Source organism: Gilliamella sp. B2969, from assembly GCF_026536195.1.
Taxonomy (GTDB): domain Bacteria; phylum Pseudomonadota; class Gammaproteobacteria; order Enterobacterales; family Orbaceae; genus Gilliamella.
This window is the reverse complement of sequence record NZ_JAFNOP010000006.1, coordinates 1-16,957: the sequence shown is the minus strand read 5'-3', so window position 1 is coordinate 16,957 and position 16,957 is coordinate 1. Positions and strand designations below refer to the sequence as shown.

The following is a 16,957-nucleotide window of genomic DNA, read 5'->3' as shown; positions in this document are numbered from 1 at the left end:
TCCCCCTCTTTTTTATTTTTTATCGTTAATTTCTTAACGATTTTTGTAAGTGTGATTTAACTTGCAAATAGTAATGATATTTAAATTAAATATTTTGGAGATAACAAAATGAATGCAACAACTTTATCTCACCGCGAACTCGCGAATGCGATAAGAGCATTAAGTATGGATGGCGTACAAAAAGCAAAATCAGGTCATCCAGGGGCTCCTATGGGAATGGCTGATATGGCCGAAGTTCTTTGGCGAGGTTTTTTAAAACATAATCCAACTAATCCTCATTGGGCAGACCGTGACCGATTTGTCTTATCAAATGGCCATGCGTCAATGTTGATTTATAGCTTATTACATTTAACTGGCTATAATGTCACGATAGATGATTTAAAGAATTTTCGTCAATTGCATTCAAAAACGGCAGGGCATCCTGAATATGGTCATCTACCAGGCATTGAAACCACAACAGGTCCATTAGGTCAAGGTATCGCTAATGCGGTTGGTATGGCAATTGCAGAAAAAACATTAGCAGCCCAATTTAATAAAGCCGGTCATAATATTGTTGATCATCACACTTATGTATTTATGGGTGATGGCTGTATGATGGAAGGTATTTCTCATGAAGTCTGTTCATTAGCTGGCACCCTTAAATTAGGTAAACTTATCGCGTTTTATGATGATAATGGTATTTCAATTGATGGTGAAGTGGAAGGATGGTTCACTGATGATACTGCAAAACGTTTTGAAGCTTACGGCTGGCATGTGATTCGTGGTATTGATGGTCATGATGCGAAAGCGTTAGCTGAAGCTATCGAACATGCACAAGCCGTAACAGATAAACCATCATTATTAATGTGTAAAACAATTATTGGTTTTGGTTCACCAAATAAAGCTGGTAGCCATGAAAGCCATGGGGCACCACTTGGTGATGCTGAAATCGAAGCCACTCGCAAAGCATTAGGATGGACATATCCGCCGTTTGAAATTCCAAAAGAATATTATGAAGCTTGGGATGCAAAAGCAAAAGGTCAGCAAAGTGAGCAAGAGTGGAATGTGCGTTTTGATGCTTATGCTAAAGCCTATCCTGAATTAGCGAAAGAATTCAAACGCCGTGTTGAAGGTCAATTGCCAACTAATTGGCAACAAACAGCTAAAGATTTTATTAATAAATTACAAGCAAATCCAGCAACTATTGCAACGCGTAAAGCCTCACAAAATGCGATCGAAGCTTTTGCACCAGCACTACCAGAATTTCTTGGTGGTTCAGCGGACTTAGCACCAAGTAACTTAACCATGTGGTCAGGCTCTAAAGAGATATTGTCTAATCCTGATGGCAATTATATTCATTATGGCGTGCGTGAATTTGGTATGTCAGCGATTATGAATGGTATTGCTCTACATGGCGGATTTATTCCTTACGGTGCAACTTTCTTAATGTTTATGGAATATGCCCGTAATGCAGTAAGAATGGCTGCGTTAATGAAGATTCGTTCATTATTTATCTATACCCATGATTCAATAGGTCTAGGTGAAGATGGACCAACGCATCAACCTGTTGAACAAATGGCTAGTTTGCGCGTTACTCCAAACGTTAGTACTTGGCGACCGTGTGACCAAGTTGAATCAGCCATTGCATGGCAATATGCAATTGAACGTAAAGATGGTCCAACAGCATTGATCTTCTCAAGACAAAATCTTAAACAACAAGATCGTACAGCACAGCAATTAGCTAATGTTTATCGTGGTGGTTATGTTCTAAATGATTGTACAGGCACGCCAGATCTTATCATTATTGCGACTGGCTCTGAAGTTGAACTTGCGGTAGAAGCTTATCATCAACTTACCCAAGCAGGTAAAAAGGTTAGAGTCGTTTCAATGCCTTCAACAGATGCCTTTGACAAACAAGATCCATCTTATAAAGAATCAGTTTTACCTTCATCAGTAATAGCAAGAATTGCTATTGAAGCTGGTATTAGTGATTATTGGTATAAATATGTAGGTCTAAATGGCAAAGTTATCGGCATGACAACGTTTGGTGAATCAGGACCAGCAGAGCAATTATTTAAAGCATTTGGTTTTACTGTTGAAAATGTAATTGCCCAAGCCAATAGTTTGTTAAAATAACAACATTAAAAAACGAACTCACAACGCCATAAGCAGTAGATTGCTAATGGCGTTTTTATTTTGATAAGCTATTTTTATAAAATATTATTTAAAATACTAATTGAAAGGATTTGGATCTTTTTTCAATTTATCAAACTCGTATAAATTATTCATGTTCCAATCTTTGACTTTGATATTTTGTTGTTCGGGTATTTCTGTAATTTGATGTTGCATATAATCATGTTTGACATCTAATTGAACACCCATCCATTTGCTTTATTTTTAAATTAAGATCAAAAATCCAATTTAAATAATTTATTATATTGTTTTTATTTGTTATTTTAATTAAAAGGCTGCAAATTTGGAGGTTTTAAGGGATATTTAAAATAATAATTAATGTCAATAAAATAAATAGCATTTTTATACGTTGATTTTTAATTTATATATGGTCATATAATTAATGATATTGCTATAGTGCCAGATATTTCAAAATCTATATCTAACACTATTTTATACAAATGAATGCTAATAATACTCTGTTATTATTTATAAAAGAGTTTAACTAGTTATCTAGCAGCTCGTTCTAGAATGGTATCGATAGGTTGTCTTTGAATATAAACCATTCTTGCAAGCAATAAAATTGCTGCAACACTCAGGCCTGATATAAATCCTATCCAAAAACCAGCAGCTCCTATTGGTTCGATAATAATATTTGTTAATCCCAAAATATAACCAACGGGTAAGCCGACTACCCAATAAGAAATAAGTGTAATAAAGAAAATACTTTGTGTATCTTTATAACCGCGCAGTACGTTACTTGCAACCACCTGTAAATAATCAGAGACTTGATAGATAGCCAATAAAATAATTAATTGCATGCAGATAGAAATAACAGTGCTTTCGGTGGTGAAAACTTCAATTATTGGTGATTTAAATATTACTAATATCAGTGCCACAATAATTGCTAACATTAATGATATTGTTAAACTGATATAAGCGCTTTGCTTAGCTAAAATTGGCTTGCTTTTACCCAATAAAAAACCGACACGAATACTTGTTGCGACACCTAATGATAGGGGAATAGCAAATGTTAAACTACTGATGGTAAAAATAATTTGGTGGGCAGCAACGGTTGTTTGACCTAATGGCGCTATCAATAATGCAACAACTGCAAACAAACTGACTTCGAAAAAGTAGGCTAATGCTAAAGGTGTACCAAGAACAATAATATTTTTGATGATTGAAAAATCAAATAGTTTAACCATTGGTGTTTTGCGTACATCTTGCTGACTTGAGGTGGTTAATGTGTATAGTCTAATTAATGCGAACATTAACCAAAAAATAATTGCGGCAGTGATACCGCAACCTACACCGCCAAAAGCTGGTAACCCTAATTTACCATATATTAATATGTAATTAATGGGAATATTGGCAAGTAATGCAATAAATATAATTACCATTGCTGGTTTAGTATTTGATAACCCTTCACATTGATTACGGTAAACAAAAAAGAGTAAAAAAGCCGGTACTCCCCACATAATTGCACGTAAAAACGATACCGCTACATTAACCATTTCTGGATCGATAGGATGATCAGTTGAACTTCTCAATGTAATTAATTTATCGGAATGATAGAGAAAAAGCATCATGATTATCGACAAAAATAACGCAATAATTACACCTTGACGGGTATGAATTGCAATTTGATCGCGTTTAGCCGCGCCATTTAAATTAGCGATAATCGGTGTTAAAACTGTCAGTAATCCTTGACCAAATAAAATTGTTGGTAGCCAAATGGAAACCGCAATCGCTACACCAGAAAGTGCAGTAGCACTATAATTGCCGGCCATAATGGTATCAACAAAGGTGATAGCTGTTTGCGATATTTGGGCAATCAATACCGGAACTGCTAATTTTATAATATTTTTAATCTCTAACCGATAATGTAGTTTCATTGTTATTATTACTGTTTAACAGTTCCCCATAAATCATATTCGTCTGAATGTTCAATATTAACTTGAACTATATCGCCAACTTTAACACTGTTTTCTTCATTTAGGTAAACAACACCATCAATTTCTGGTGCATCTGCCATACTACGGCCAATTGCGCCTTCTTCATCTACTTCGTCTATGATGACCGATAATGTTTTCCCAATTTTATCTTGTAATTTTTGGGTAGAAATCATTTGTTGTAGTTGCATAAAACGATCATAACGTTGTTGTTTGATTTCGTCAGGAATTTGATTTGGTAGCGCATTCGCTGCTGCACCTTCAACAGGACTGTAAGTAAAACAGCCAACACGATCTAATTGTGCTTGCGATAAAAAGTCGAGTAATAGTTCAAAATCTTGTTCGGTTTCGCCAGGATAGCCGACAATAAAGGTTGAACGTAGGGTGATTTCAGGACAAATATTTCGCCATTTTTCAATTCGTTCAAGAGTACGTTCAATGGTGCCCGGTCGTTTCATTGATTTCAGCACTGATGGGCTGGCATGCTGTAAAGGTACATCTAAATAAGGAAGAATTTTACCTTCAGCCATTAATGGAATCAATTCATCAACACTCGGGTAGGGATACATATAGTGTAACCTTACCCAAATACCGAGACTCGCTAATTGTTCACAAAGCGTTTTGATATCGGTTTTTAGTGGCATACCATTCCAGAAATCGGTACGATTTTTAATATCAATACCATAGGCTGATGTATCTTGTGCAATCACTAATAATTCTTTAACACCACTGTCGGCTAAGCGTTTAGCTTCATCAAGCACATTACCAATCGGGCGACTGACCATCTCGCCTCGAAGTGATGGAATAATACAAAATGTACAGTTATGATTACAACCTTCAGAAATTTTTAAATAAGCATAATGCTTTGGTGTTAATTTAACACCTTGTTGTGGCACTAAACTTGTAAAGGGATTATAAGCTGGTTTAGGCGCGTATTTGTTTACATGAGTTAGCACAGATTCGTAACTGTGTGGACCTGATATTTCAAGCACTTTAGGATGAACAGAACGAATCTGATCTTCTTTGGCGCCAAGGCAGCCAGTGACAATGACTTTTCCATTTTCGTTTAATGCTTCACCGATAGCTTCAAGCGATTCTTGTACAGCACTATCAATAAAACCACAGGTATTAACAATAACTAAATCAGCATTATCATAACTTGGTACAACTTGATAACCTTGAGTACGTAACTCAGTTAAAATTCGCTCTGAGTCAACAAGGTTTTTAGGACAACCAAGACTCACAAATCCAATAGTAGGGGATGACATATTCATATTTTTATAGTGTGTTTATTAATTAGAGGTATATTTGAGAATTTTATCAGTCAATTAGTTTAATTTTGTAGCTAATAATAAAAAAACGGGTGCATTTTACCATATTTCATCTTAGTTGATATAAAGAATTTCTCATTGCGTATAAACATCTTTAGCATCAATGTATTAATAGATGGTTATTCTACGTTAAAATAAGTTTCTTATGCTTTAATGGGGTTAATTTGAATTTTAAGTAAACTGTTTTTTGAATTGAGTTATTAAAATTAGAATAGCTAAAAAGTAGCTAATTATTCCTCGTATTTTAATTTATTATGGTTGATTTATCTAATTAAAAAAAGAGCCGTTATTTGACAATAACAGCTCATAAATAGGAAGTTAAAAATTTAATAATAATTTATTTTAGTGAATTTACCACTTCATCAATTTGACGATCCAAACTTTCTGCACCGCCGCCAGATAAGTACCAAAGATCAGGCGTTAAATATATCACCTGTGTTTTAGCCTTTTTCAATACTTTTGAGTCAAAGTAATTTTCACTCATGCCTTCTTTACCAATCGCTTTACTGCGATCAACGATATAGATAACATCAGGTTTTACTGTGCTTATGTAATGATTATCAATAAATACCGGTTTAGGTTTGTCGTTATTATTGCTAGATTTAACATCGACGGGTACTGCCCGTTTAACTTTTAGTACATCATGTATTAAAGCCGCACTTGAGCTAGTATTTATAAGGATCATTTTTCCATCATTATGAATTGCTACAATCGCTTTTTTATGGCTTGCTAAAGCAATTGATTGTGCATCATTTACCTTTTTTTCAAGCGATTGAATTAAATTAGTAGCTTTAGCTTCCGTTCCGGTAATACTTGCCAACACATTAATATGATCTTTTGTTGATTGAATATAGTTTTTAGCATCAACACTTAGATTAATAACAGGCGCAATTTTAGTTAACTCAGGCGCACGACTAGCTTGACGACCATCAATAATAATTAAATCAGGTTTAACTTGTTTAATCGCCTCTAAATCAGGTTCTTTCATATTACCTGTATCTTTAATATTGGTTTTTTTATACTGATTTAAGTAGGTTGGAATTACTGATTGTGGTGCGCCAACAACGATAGAACCTTTGCCTAATGCATCCAAGGTGTCTAAGGCACCATAATTCATCACGACAACTTTATGTGGTAATTTGGGAACCGTTACTGTTTGATTATCGGCTGTTACTATCATCGTATTTGATGATTGGCAACCGGTTAGTCCTAATGTCGCGGCAATAAGGCTAATTAGTAACCATTTTTTATTTCTCTTCATCATAATTTCTCGCATTATGTTTATGTGTAAATGAGAACTATTATTATTTAATAAATTAAAATTGTCTAGTCTTAAATAATTTTTCGAAAAGATATTGATAATTGTTCTCATATACTGTAGTGTTCACATTCCACTTGAAATAAAAATATCATTATTAATAATAGGGTTATACATCATGGCTTTCAAAAAGAAACTTAAACTTGCTAAACATGCAATCAATTCAGGTATTTTAATATCATTATCAACCTCGGCTTTGGCGGCAACTAATTCTGATACTGATACTATGGTTGTAACCGCTTCGGGATTTGCGCAACAAGTTAAAGAAGCGCCGGCGACAATTTCGGTTATTACGCCCGAAGAAATTGATAATAAACCTTACCGTGATGTCACTGACGCTTTAAAAGATATTCCAGGTGTCACAATAACAGGTGGCGGTGATTCAACTGATATTAGTATTCGTGGTATGGATGCTAAATACACGATGATTTTAGTTGATGGTAAAAAAATTAACACTCGTGAAACACGGCCAAATAGTGATGGTTCCGGTTTTGAGCAAGGTTGGTTACCACCATTGACCGCAATTGAACGTATTGAAGTTGTCCGAGGGCCTATGTCTTCACTGTATGGTTCTGATGCGATGGGCGGGGTCATTAATATTATTACCAAAAAAGTATCAGATAAGTGGCATTCAGGTTTACGTTTAGAGTCAGTTATCCCTTATCGTTCCAAAGAAAAAGATACTTATACTGGCAGCTTTTCAACAATGGGTCCTATTATTGATGATATTTTAGGTATCCAACTTTATGGGCAATACTCTAATCGCCATGAGGATGAGTTTTTAAATGGTCATTCCGAGCAAAAATTACGTAGTATAAATGGAAAATTATCGTTGAATGCAACCGATACTCAAAAATTTGATTTAGACTTTGGTCGTTCTTTACAAAATAGTAAAGGATCAGCTGGGAAAACCAGAGACAAAAATAGAGGTGATTTTGTTCGTGATAATGCTCGTAACTCATTTGCTTTAACGCATAATGGGATATTTGGTGATGTATCAACGACTTCTTTTATTTCTTATGAAGGTAATAATAACCCAGAAAGAAAGATGAAAATTAGAAACACGGATGTGGATTCAAGAATAACAATTCCATTTTATATCAATACGTTAACGGTTGGTGGTAAATATAACTATCAAGAACTGCATGACAGAGGTAATCAGTTAAATAAATCCGTTACTAAAATTGATCGTTGGAATTATGCTTTGTTTGCTGAAGATGAGTTAAAATTAATGGAGAATTGGAGTTTAACGCTTGGTTTGCGTTATAACAAAGATGAAAATTATGGTAGCAACTGGAATCCGCGTGTGTACAGTGTTTGGAATATTGATGATAACTTTACGTTAAAAGGTGGTTATTCAACTGGCTTTGCGACTCCTCAATTACGTCAAGTCGTTTCTGATTGGGGACAAGTAACCGGTGGAGCAGGTACTGGGAATAAAGGCATGGTAATGGGAAATCCTGACCTAAAACCGGAAAAATCTGATAACTATGAAATTGGTCTTGGTTATACTAACGAATATGGTGTTGATGCATCAGCAACTGCTTTCTATACCAAGTATAAAGATAAAATTCAAACTTACTATATTTGTAATGGTCCAGCAGGTAAAGGTTTATGTAAAATTGATGGTTATAAAGAAAAATTTGATTTTGTACAAGGTAGAGAAAATGTAGATAAAGCTAATCTGAAAGGTATTGAATTATCATTCAAATCGCCATTATTTACTGATTTCTTATTAAGTACCAATTATTCTTGGACTAAGACTGAACAAAAAACAGGTCCAAATAAAGGAAGAGCGCTAAATCGTACACCTAAACAGAAGTTCAATACACAACTTGATTGGTATGTGACCCATGATTGGGATTTATGGGCTAAAATGGCTTATTATGGTCAAGAAAATGCAACAAAAAGAGATGGTAAAAAAACTAAATATGTCACTTATGCAGGCTATACCTTCTGGGATATAGGCGCTTCTTATAAAATCCATAAACAAGCAAAATTATATGCTGGTATTTATAACTTGTTTGATAAAGACGTAAGTAACGATGATTTTGGTAAAACGTTAGAAGGTCGACGTTATTTTGTTGGTACTGAGATTAATTTCTAAATGAACCAAACAATCTCTCGACTATTTTTCTAAGACGATTTTCATATAAAAAGGGCGGGTTAAAGCGCCCTTTTTTAATTATGTAAGTATCATAAAGACATATAATATGCATTTAACAATATTATTTTACTGAAATTTAGCGATTTCAGTTATGCCTTGTTTATTATTTGAATCTGTAGTCGGGTTTAACAGTATTTGGGTAGAAACATCACTCAGTGTTATTGTTACCTTAGCATTTGGTGTTAAAGAGAACTCTGCCGCATCGTATGGGCTATTATTGATAAAAGCTTTTGTTACAGAAATTTTATCGATAGACTTATCGGTGTCATTGATAAGTGAAATTGAAATTTTAAAATCAATATTTGACATGGCTTTTTTCTTATATTGAATTAATTTTTTTGTGAACTCGGGGTTAGTTATAGCATATATTCCTTTATCATGTTTAACCGTTAGGATATCTGCTTGTTTTAAAAGTTCAGTGTCTGATATGTCTTGACCAACTAAAATAGGAATTTCAAATGATGCATATGATTTCATTTTTTGAGTATAACACTCTTTATATTCAACTGATTTGAATAGTTGGGCTATCTCTTTTTTAGCTGTAATGAGTGACGATGATTCACTTCTGGAGTCTTTATAATCTGAGCAGGCTGGGACTTCTAATGTTAAGTTTCCCTTAACAAAAGATGGTTTAGCATCAAGCTGTGAAATTGTCACGGTTGTTTCAACATTAGCATCACAACCTAATAGCATTGCAGAAATAAATGATATTAATAAAATTTTTTTCATTGTATTTTCCTATTAAAGTGTTTAATTACTTAGATCATATCAGTAAAAATTTATTTAACCATGGTTAATTCAAAATACAGTCAAAAAAATTTAATTTATTATTTATCAAAATTTTTTATGACTTGAATGATGCTGTTAACTCTGTTTTATCCTGATAGGCTAGCCAATCGAACGTTTAAAATAAAGAATATGTCATACCGTTCGTATGATTAATCGAAATTTGACATCAACTAAGACAATCATTAGTTAACTAACTTATCAGATATGAATTTAATAATAATAAATATTAAATCAAAAAATGATGATGGGAAATAACAGGCACAATATGGTGTTATTAAGAGCATAGCCTTTCTCGTATTTTGTACGTGTGAAAAAGTGAATATCATCCAACAATAAAGTAAGTTAAGATAATTTGTTGTAACAATTGCGATTTTGATCGCTTTTTTTTATTCTCGTGTTTAGAAGTTATTCTATATGCAATAATTATCTTGATTTTTAAGTATAATAATCAATTGAATAATTGTATATATTCAAAATAAGCTATAGCCCACGTTTGTAAATGGTATTGTGTTGTTAATTGTTATCATGTTACAAGCAAACGGTCTTTTATTAGCAATAAACGAATTTTGCAATGGTGAAATTTGAAGTGCGGCGGTGGAAAGTAGATAATAATAGATTTGCTAAAAAATGGTATGGGTTTTACCCCAGTTTTACCCCGATTTAACCCCTTTAATAGAATTGAGATGAAGATTAATTCTTGCGGAGTCTTTTCGGATAAGGACTTGAATTGGTACGCCCGGGTGGACTCGAACCACTGACCCCCACCATGTCAAGGTGATGCTCTAACCAACTGAGCTACGGGCGTATATGTTGAAACACGCAAATATTAGCTGTGAAATCGATTTGTATCAAGTAAAAAAATTAAAAATAGCCTGTTTTTTAATCTGTTGAACGATTGTGGTTATAGAATAACCGAATCCGTTGTTTTTATGATCAAGATAAGGGTTGTAAAATAGATTTATTTTTATCATTATTACAATTTAAAAAACAGTTTTAGTTTTTTTTTCTCGAATTGTAAATAAATGTAAATTTTCTGTGGTTTGTTTAGTCTTATTTAGCTATACTCCATGGAATAATTAAGGAGCTATTTGTTTTGGTTAACATGTCGATAAAAGATCAGATAGAGGATGTTTTACATAATATTTTTGGATATAAATCATTCAGAAATCAACAAAAAGAAATTATTGAATCAATTATCGATGGTCGAGATACCTTAACAATTATTCCTACCGGTGGTGGTAAATCGTTATGTTACCAAATACCCGCCGTATTATTGCCAAGTACCGCTTTGGTCATTTCACCGTTAATTTCTTTAATGAAAGATCAGGTTGATCAACTTATTGCCAACGGTATTTCGGCAGCATATCTAAATGCAACTCAATCATCAGATGAACAGCAAGCCGTTATTGAACAATATTTATCACACTCGATAAAATTGCTTTATATTTCACCGGAAAGACTTGCTGTATCATCATTTTCTACCATGATTGAAAAACATCCCCCTTCATTAATTGCCATAGATGAAGCACACTGTATTTCACAATGGGGCCATGATTTTCGCCCTGATTATCGCCAATTAGGGCAGCTTTCTGCGCGTTTTCCTGATATTCCTTTGGTTGCACTGACTGCAACAGCGGATAAGATGACTCAGACGGATATTATTCATCAATTAAAACTAGTGGATCCTTTAGTTGTCGTGCGTAGTTTTGATCGTCCCAATATCCGTTATACCGTAGTGGATAAGTTTAATTTAACCGAGCAAGTGGTCTCTTTTATTGAAACACAAAAAGGCAATAGTGGCATAATTTATTGTTCAAGTCGTTCTAAAGTTGAAGATATGGCGACAAGGCTTGCTGCACGTGGTTTTTCTGTTATAGCTTATCATGCTGGTTTAACTAACAGCGAACGTTTACAGGCACAAGAATCTTTTTTAAAAGATAATGTACAAATTATTGTTGCAACAGTTGCATTTGGTATGGGAATTAATAAACCGAATATTCGATTTGTTATCCATGCAGATTGCCCAAGAACAATTGAAGCTTATTATCAAGAAACCGGACGAGCAGGGCGAGACGGCGTACCTGCCGAAGCAATATTACTTTTTAATGGCAAAGATTTAAATTGGTATCATCGACAAATTGCTGACAAAATGGATGGTAAGCATAAAGAGGTCGAGCAACATAAAGTTAATGCTATGGAATCATTCGCTCAAAGCTTAACTTGTCGGCGAATCGTATTGCTTAATTATTTTGGTGAAAATCACAGTGAGCCTTGTAATAACTGTGATATTTGTCTGTATCCACCAGAAATGTACGATGGTTTAATTGATGCGCAAAAAGTTTTATCGTGTGTTTATCGAGTTGAGCAACGTTATGGCGCGCAATATATTTCTGATGTATTACGAGGATCAGCTCGCTCGCAAATAAAAGAAAACGGACATGACAAATTGTCTGTTTATGGAATTGGGAAACAGCATTCAACAGATTATTGGTTAAGTGTCATTAGACAATTAATTTATTTAGGTTACTTAAGTCAAAATATTTCAACTTTTACAACGTTACAACTGACTCAAGAGGCACGAAAAATTTTAAGAGGTGAGATTAGCTTATCATTAGCTAAACCTCGACTAGAGATTGTGAAGAAGAGTCGCTTAAATCGATATGCTAGAGCAATTAACTTAACTACCATTTTGTCTTATGAAGAGCGTATTTTATTTAATAATCTAAAACGATTACGTAAAGATATTGCAGATGTTGAAGATATTGCACCATATGTCATATTTAGCGATGCGACCTTATTAGAAATGGTGCAAACTATGCCAGAAAGCAAAAAACAACTACTTAATGTTACAGGCGTAGGTAAAATTAAATTAGAGAAATATGGCAATTTATTTTTAGATGAAATTAACGATTTCATGATAAAAAATATATAACATCATAAATAATTAACTATAATAGCGTCTCTTAAGAAAACAAATTTATTAAAAAAGATAAAAAATGGAGCTTTTTATGTCACCGATGAATGACATGCCACAAATGTTAGCGCTCGTATTATTGTTAATTATTTTATATCTTGGCGATATTGTTTCAACCCGAACCAAAGCTTGGATCCCCTCTGTATTTATTTGTGCTGTACTTTTCTTACTTGGTTATTGGACGTTTTTCCCAAAAGATATCGTCGCTCGTGCGGGTATCCCAACTGTCGTTGCTGTAATGTTTATGTATTTACTGATCGTTAATATGGGCACACTATTATCGGTTAAGGAACTATTACTACAGTGGAAAACTATTTTAATTTCGCTGGCAGGAATTGTGGGGATCATTATTATTGCAATAATAGTGGGCTATCTATTCTTTGACTTTAATACCGTTGTTGTGGCGATTCCGCCTCTAGTTGGCGGCATTGTATCGGCCATTATTATGGCGAAAGGTGCAACCGATGCTGGATTACCTGATCTTGCTGTATTTGCCATTATTATCTATGTGATGCAAGGCTTTATTGGTTATCCGCTTACCTCAATCATGCTTAAACGAGAAGGGCGACGAGTGCTAAGCCAGTATCATGCAGGTACTTGGAATGCCAATAACGATCCAAAGTCATCGATTGACAAACAATCAGTGGTCGCAGATGATGAAAATCCGATGCCACGCATGTTTGCTAAAATTCCTTCCAGCTATAATTCATCTTATTTCATTTTTTTACGTATCGCAATTATTGGGCTTTTAGCTTACTCTGTCTCTGAAATTTTAAAGCCAATTGTCAGTGTTAGCCCATTTGTCTTATGTTTACTATTTGGTGTTATTGCGGCATCGTGTGGCTTCTTAGAACGTCATCCACTCAAAAAAGCAGGTGGATTTGGTTTAGCGGTGATGGGATTAATGCTCTTTATTTTTGATACCTTAAGTAAAGCAACGCCTGAAATGCTAGTTCGATTAATTACACCACTTATCATCTTTATTTTATCTGCGGTGGTTGGCATGTTTATCTTTTCGGTGATTGTGGGTAAAGTTTTAAAAGTGAGTAAAGAGATGGCGTTTTCTATCGCACTGACCGCCTTATATGGTTTTCCTGCCGATTATATTATTACCAATGAAGTGATCAACAATTTAACTAAAGATCAGAAAGAAAAAGAGGTGCTGACTAGCCATATGCTACCCCCGATGCTGATTGGTGGATTTATTTCAGTCACAATCGTATCTGTGGTGCTTGCAGGTATCATGGTCAACATGATTGTTGCACCATCAGCGGTTACGCCCTAGTGACAGATAAAATGGTGTTGATTGGCTAAAGTAACCGACACAATTAAAAAAAGTAATGACATAAATAAGGATTAGATGATTGCATATCTAATCCTAAAAAATAGAATACATTGAAATATTAAAGGTAGTATCATGATAAATCCAGATATCAAAAAACTCGTTCAACAAAATATTGATGAAATGATTGCTTTTCGTCGAGACCTACATCGACATCCTGAATTACCATGGGAAGAGTTTAGAACCACCGACAAAATAGCTGAACAACTTGATAAAATCGGTATTCCTTACCGCCGGACTAAACCAACAGGCATTATTGCTGATATCCGAGGTGGTAAACCCGGTAAAAGAATCTTACTGAGAGCAGATATCGATGCATTACCGGTGCAAGAATTAAGTACCAACATCGATTATAAATCAACAATTGATGGCAAAATGCATGCTTGTGGTCATGATACCCATGCTTCTATGCTACTGACTGCGGCTAAAGCACTTTATGCTATTCGCGATCAGCTAAAAGGTAATGTGAGATTAGTGTTTCAACCGGCGGAAGAAATCGCCCAAGGTGCAAAAGGCATGATTAAACAGGGTGTGCTTGAAGATGTCGATAGCGCTTTTGGCATGCATATTTGGTCACAAACACCTGTAGGGAAAGTATCTTGTGTGGTCGGTTCTAGTTTTGCTTCGGCAGATTTATTAACTGTTCGTTTTAAAGGTAAAGGTGGACATGGATCTATGCCACATGACACTGTTGATGCCGTTATGGTCGCATCTTCATTTGTAATGAATATACAATCTATTGTCTCGCGTGAGGTATCTCCCCTTGATCCAGCTGTAGTCACCATTGGCAAAATGGATGTTGGTACTCGTTTTAATGTGATTGCCGAAAATGCGGTATTAGAGGGCACTGTACGCTGTTTTAATGTTGCTGTACGTGACAAAATTGAAGCAGCAATTCGTCGATATGCTAACCAAGTTGCTGCTATGTACCGAGCTACGGCCGAAGTTGAATATATTTACGGTACACTTCCCGTGATTAATGATAAAGAGAGTGCCTTATTAGCACAAAAAGTTATTGTCGAATCGTTTGGTGAACAAACCCTTTATTTTGAACCGCCGACAACTGGTGGTGAAGATTTTAGTTACTATACAGAAAACATTCCAGGCGCTTTTGCCTTAGTGGGTTCCGGTAATTCTGAAAAAGACACGCAATGGCCACATCATCATGGTTGCTTTAATGTTGACGAAGATGGTATGACCTTAGGTGCAGAATTTTATGCACAATATGCTTGGGCTTATTTAAATCAAAACTAAACGCCAAAAACTTGAATAAAAAGTTGATTTAGGCGGATACTCTGCCGAGCCAAATGGCTTGGCAGCGTGATAATTCAACATATCAATTAACCTAAACTATTTCACAACTGCTGACAAATAGATCATTTAACAAATTAAATTTTGACAAAAAGCTTAAGGAAATATGTACGTTTTAGCATAAAAACTTTGCTTGAATTCAACTACTAAGTATGAATTCAGTTTAAAAAAGGCTTCATAGGTTGTTTTATACTTGAGCCTTTTTCTTGGGCGATTACTTAATTCCAATCGAGATGTTCATTTCCAATATAAATTTTGCCGAGTGAGGGAATTGGCCTAGAACATTCAGAATACTGAATAAGGCGAGGGCATACACGAGCTACGATTCTCGCTGGTTTGTTAATGTGAAACGAAAGCAGTAAAGCTGTGACCAGTATTCGAGCGGTTGTGGGGACAAATTTTTTATGGAACAAATTTGAAGATTAGTACATAGCGATAATAGCCTCGAAGAAGCAAGCAAAAATGGGCGATACGAGTAATTTGGGGAGGTTCATAAACCTCCTTTTTTCTCGGTCGTTTTCACCGAAAAGAAAACATCACAAAACGACCAATGTCCAAAATCTTAACCAATCTAAAATCCAAAAATTCTATTAAGAAATTTAAGAAATAAAAGGGGTGATATATTTTCGAATAAAAAATAATACGATATATTTCAAATATATCTTACTATTTTACATTTCCTTACAAATAATTCGGCTGAATGAGTGGCTTTTTTTTATTATCCCCTTATAATTAAAACGATTTAGGCTTAATTTATAGCCGTTTAGCATAAAAAAACCTAAATAAAATAAAAGATTAGTTGACGGATGGAACGCCATGCAGTATAATTATAGACACCAGACACCAGACACCAGCGCTGGCAAAACAATGTTTTAAAAACTCATCAATCTCTCTTTAGGCTGAAATTTAATTCAATTCTTACTTCTACTTTTAACTTATTTCATCGAAATAGCGTAAATAATCATCGTTTTTTAGCAATAAGTGTAAACAAAAGATACGCTTTGAGCTCAGCGTTATCCTTAAGCTTAATTAAAGATATAAATTTAAGGTTAATCTTAACTTCACTAGGGGTTTATACTCAAACTCAAGCATCAGGTAGGTTATCTAAACTTGGTTTAGCTTGGATGCCGATGTTATTGTTGTTTTATTGCTCTAATACTCAAGCATTATCGGCAAGTACAACTGAATATATTCATGGTAATCCACCTTATTTAACCTTTGATAATGGGGTAACTAAGGTTACCACTGCAGATGGTTTGTTATGGATTACCCTATCCGACGGTACTCACATTACACCAGCAACCAATACTTCAACCGCAGTCAACCCAATACAGCTGCCGGTAACCAATCAGAGTTTCGCTGATATTGTTATGTCAATACCTACCAATACCAATTCCATTGCCTTAAGTGCTTTAATTGGTGCACCCTATAATTATTGGGGTGATGAAGATGGTGATGGTCAGGGTACTAATGGTGTTACTGCTAGCGGTAATTTAAGCGTACGTATTACCGATAAAGCAAATCATGCTGTGAGTCGTAGTGCTACTTTAGATATCTGTGATGCGCCTTATAAAGTGGAATTAACCACTACTGCTGGTAGTTTAACCACCCAGTATGGG

The 16,957-nt window shown here is 34.8% G+C and carries 11 protein-coding genes and 1 tRNA gene; 6 read left to right on the top strand and 6 right to left on the bottom strand.

What is annotated here, in order from left to right; translation table 11 throughout:
• The first annotated feature begins 108 nt into the window (after window positions 1-108).
• Complete coding sequence (tkt, locus tag J3U66_RS06490) at window positions 109-2,115, top strand: transketolase (RefSeq protein ID WP_267348460.1); 2,007 nt, start codon at window positions 109-111, stop codon at window positions 2,113-2,115.
• Between the two features lie 96 nt (window positions 2,116-2,211).
• Here the strand turns inward: tkt and J3U66_RS06485 are convergent, their stop codons facing one another.
• The 4 genes from J3U66_RS06485 to J3U66_RS06470 all read right to left on the bottom strand — a co-directional run bounded on the left by J3U66_RS06485 (window position 2,212) and on the right by J3U66_RS06470 (window position 6,701).
• Window positions 2,212-2,361: a hypothetical protein gene (locus J3U66_RS06485; RefSeq protein WP_267344623.1), complete on the bottom strand. Its 150-nt coding sequence runs from the start codon at window positions 2,359-2,361 to the stop codon at window positions 2,212-2,214.
• 299 nt (window positions 2,362-2,660) lie between these two features.
• Window positions 2,661-4,049 carry an MATE family efflux transporter gene (locus tag J3U66_RS06480; RefSeq protein ID WP_267332918.1) on the bottom strand — a complete coding sequence of 463 codons (1,389 nt, stop codon included), beginning with the start codon at window positions 4,047-4,049 and terminating at the stop codon, window positions 2,661-2,663.
• An 8-nt stretch (window positions 4,050-4,057) separates the two neighbouring features.
• Entirely contained in the window at window positions 4,058-5,374 is a 1,317-nt protein-coding gene (rimO, locus tag J3U66_RS06475) for a 30S ribosomal protein S12 methylthiotransferase RimO (protein ID WP_267344624.1), read from the bottom strand.
• A gap of 400 nt (window positions 5,375-5,774) precedes the next feature.
• Window positions 5,775-6,701 (bottom strand): siderophore ABC transporter substrate-binding protein, encoded by a 927-nt coding sequence (locus tag J3U66_RS06470; RefSeq protein WP_267348458.1) that lies wholly within the window; start codon window positions 6,699-6,701, stop codon window positions 5,775-5,777.
• Between the two features lie 172 nt (window positions 6,702-6,873).
• Here J3U66_RS06470 and J3U66_RS06465 point away from each other — a divergent pair, with 172 nt between their 5' ends.
• Window positions 6,874-8,862 carry a TonB-dependent receptor domain-containing protein gene (locus tag J3U66_RS06465; protein ID WP_267348456.1) on the top strand — a complete coding sequence of 663 codons (1,989 nt, stop codon included), beginning with the start codon at window positions 6,874-6,876 and terminating at the stop codon, window positions 8,860-8,862.
• Window positions 8,863-8,988: 126 nt separating this feature from the next.
• On the opposite strand, the gene J3U66_RS06460 is transcribed toward J3U66_RS06465, so the two are convergent.
• Both J3U66_RS06460 and J3U66_RS06455 read right to left on the bottom strand, forming a co-directional pair.
• Window positions 8,989-9,651 (bottom strand): DUF7424 family protein, encoded by a 663-nt coding sequence (locus tag J3U66_RS06460; protein WP_267332914.1) that lies wholly within the window; start codon window positions 9,649-9,651, stop codon window positions 8,989-8,991.
• Window positions 9,652-10,439: 788 nt separating this feature from the next.
• A tRNA-Val gene (locus J3U66_RS06455) sits at window positions 10,440-10,516 on the bottom strand.
• Between the two features lie 297 nt (window positions 10,517-10,813).
• On the opposite strand from J3U66_RS06455, the gene recQ reads away from it, so the two are divergent.
• The 4 genes from recQ to J3U66_RS06435 all read left to right on the top strand — a co-directional run.
• Complete coding sequence (gene recQ, locus J3U66_RS06450) at window positions 10,814-12,643, top strand: DNA helicase RecQ (RefSeq protein ID WP_267344628.1); 1,830 nt, start codon at window positions 10,814-10,816, stop codon at window positions 12,641-12,643.
• Window positions 12,644-12,737: 94 nt separating this feature from the next.
• Window positions 12,738-13,970 carry a hypothetical protein gene (locus J3U66_RS06445; RefSeq protein ID WP_416379677.1) on the top strand — a complete coding sequence of 411 codons (1,233 nt, stop codon included), beginning with the start codon at window positions 12,738-12,740 and terminating at the stop codon, window positions 13,968-13,970.
• Window positions 13,971-14,102: 132 nt separating this feature from the next.
• Window positions 14,103-15,281, top strand: a complete 1,179-nt coding sequence (locus tag J3U66_RS06440) for a M20 family metallopeptidase (RefSeq protein ID WP_267348454.1) — start codon at window positions 14,103-14,105, stop codon at window positions 15,279-15,281.
• A gap of 1,058 nt (window positions 15,282-16,339) precedes the next feature.
• A partial coding sequence (locus J3U66_RS06435; RefSeq protein ID WP_267348452.1) for a hypothetical protein occupies window positions 16,340-16,957 on the top strand: 618 nt, incomplete at its 3' end.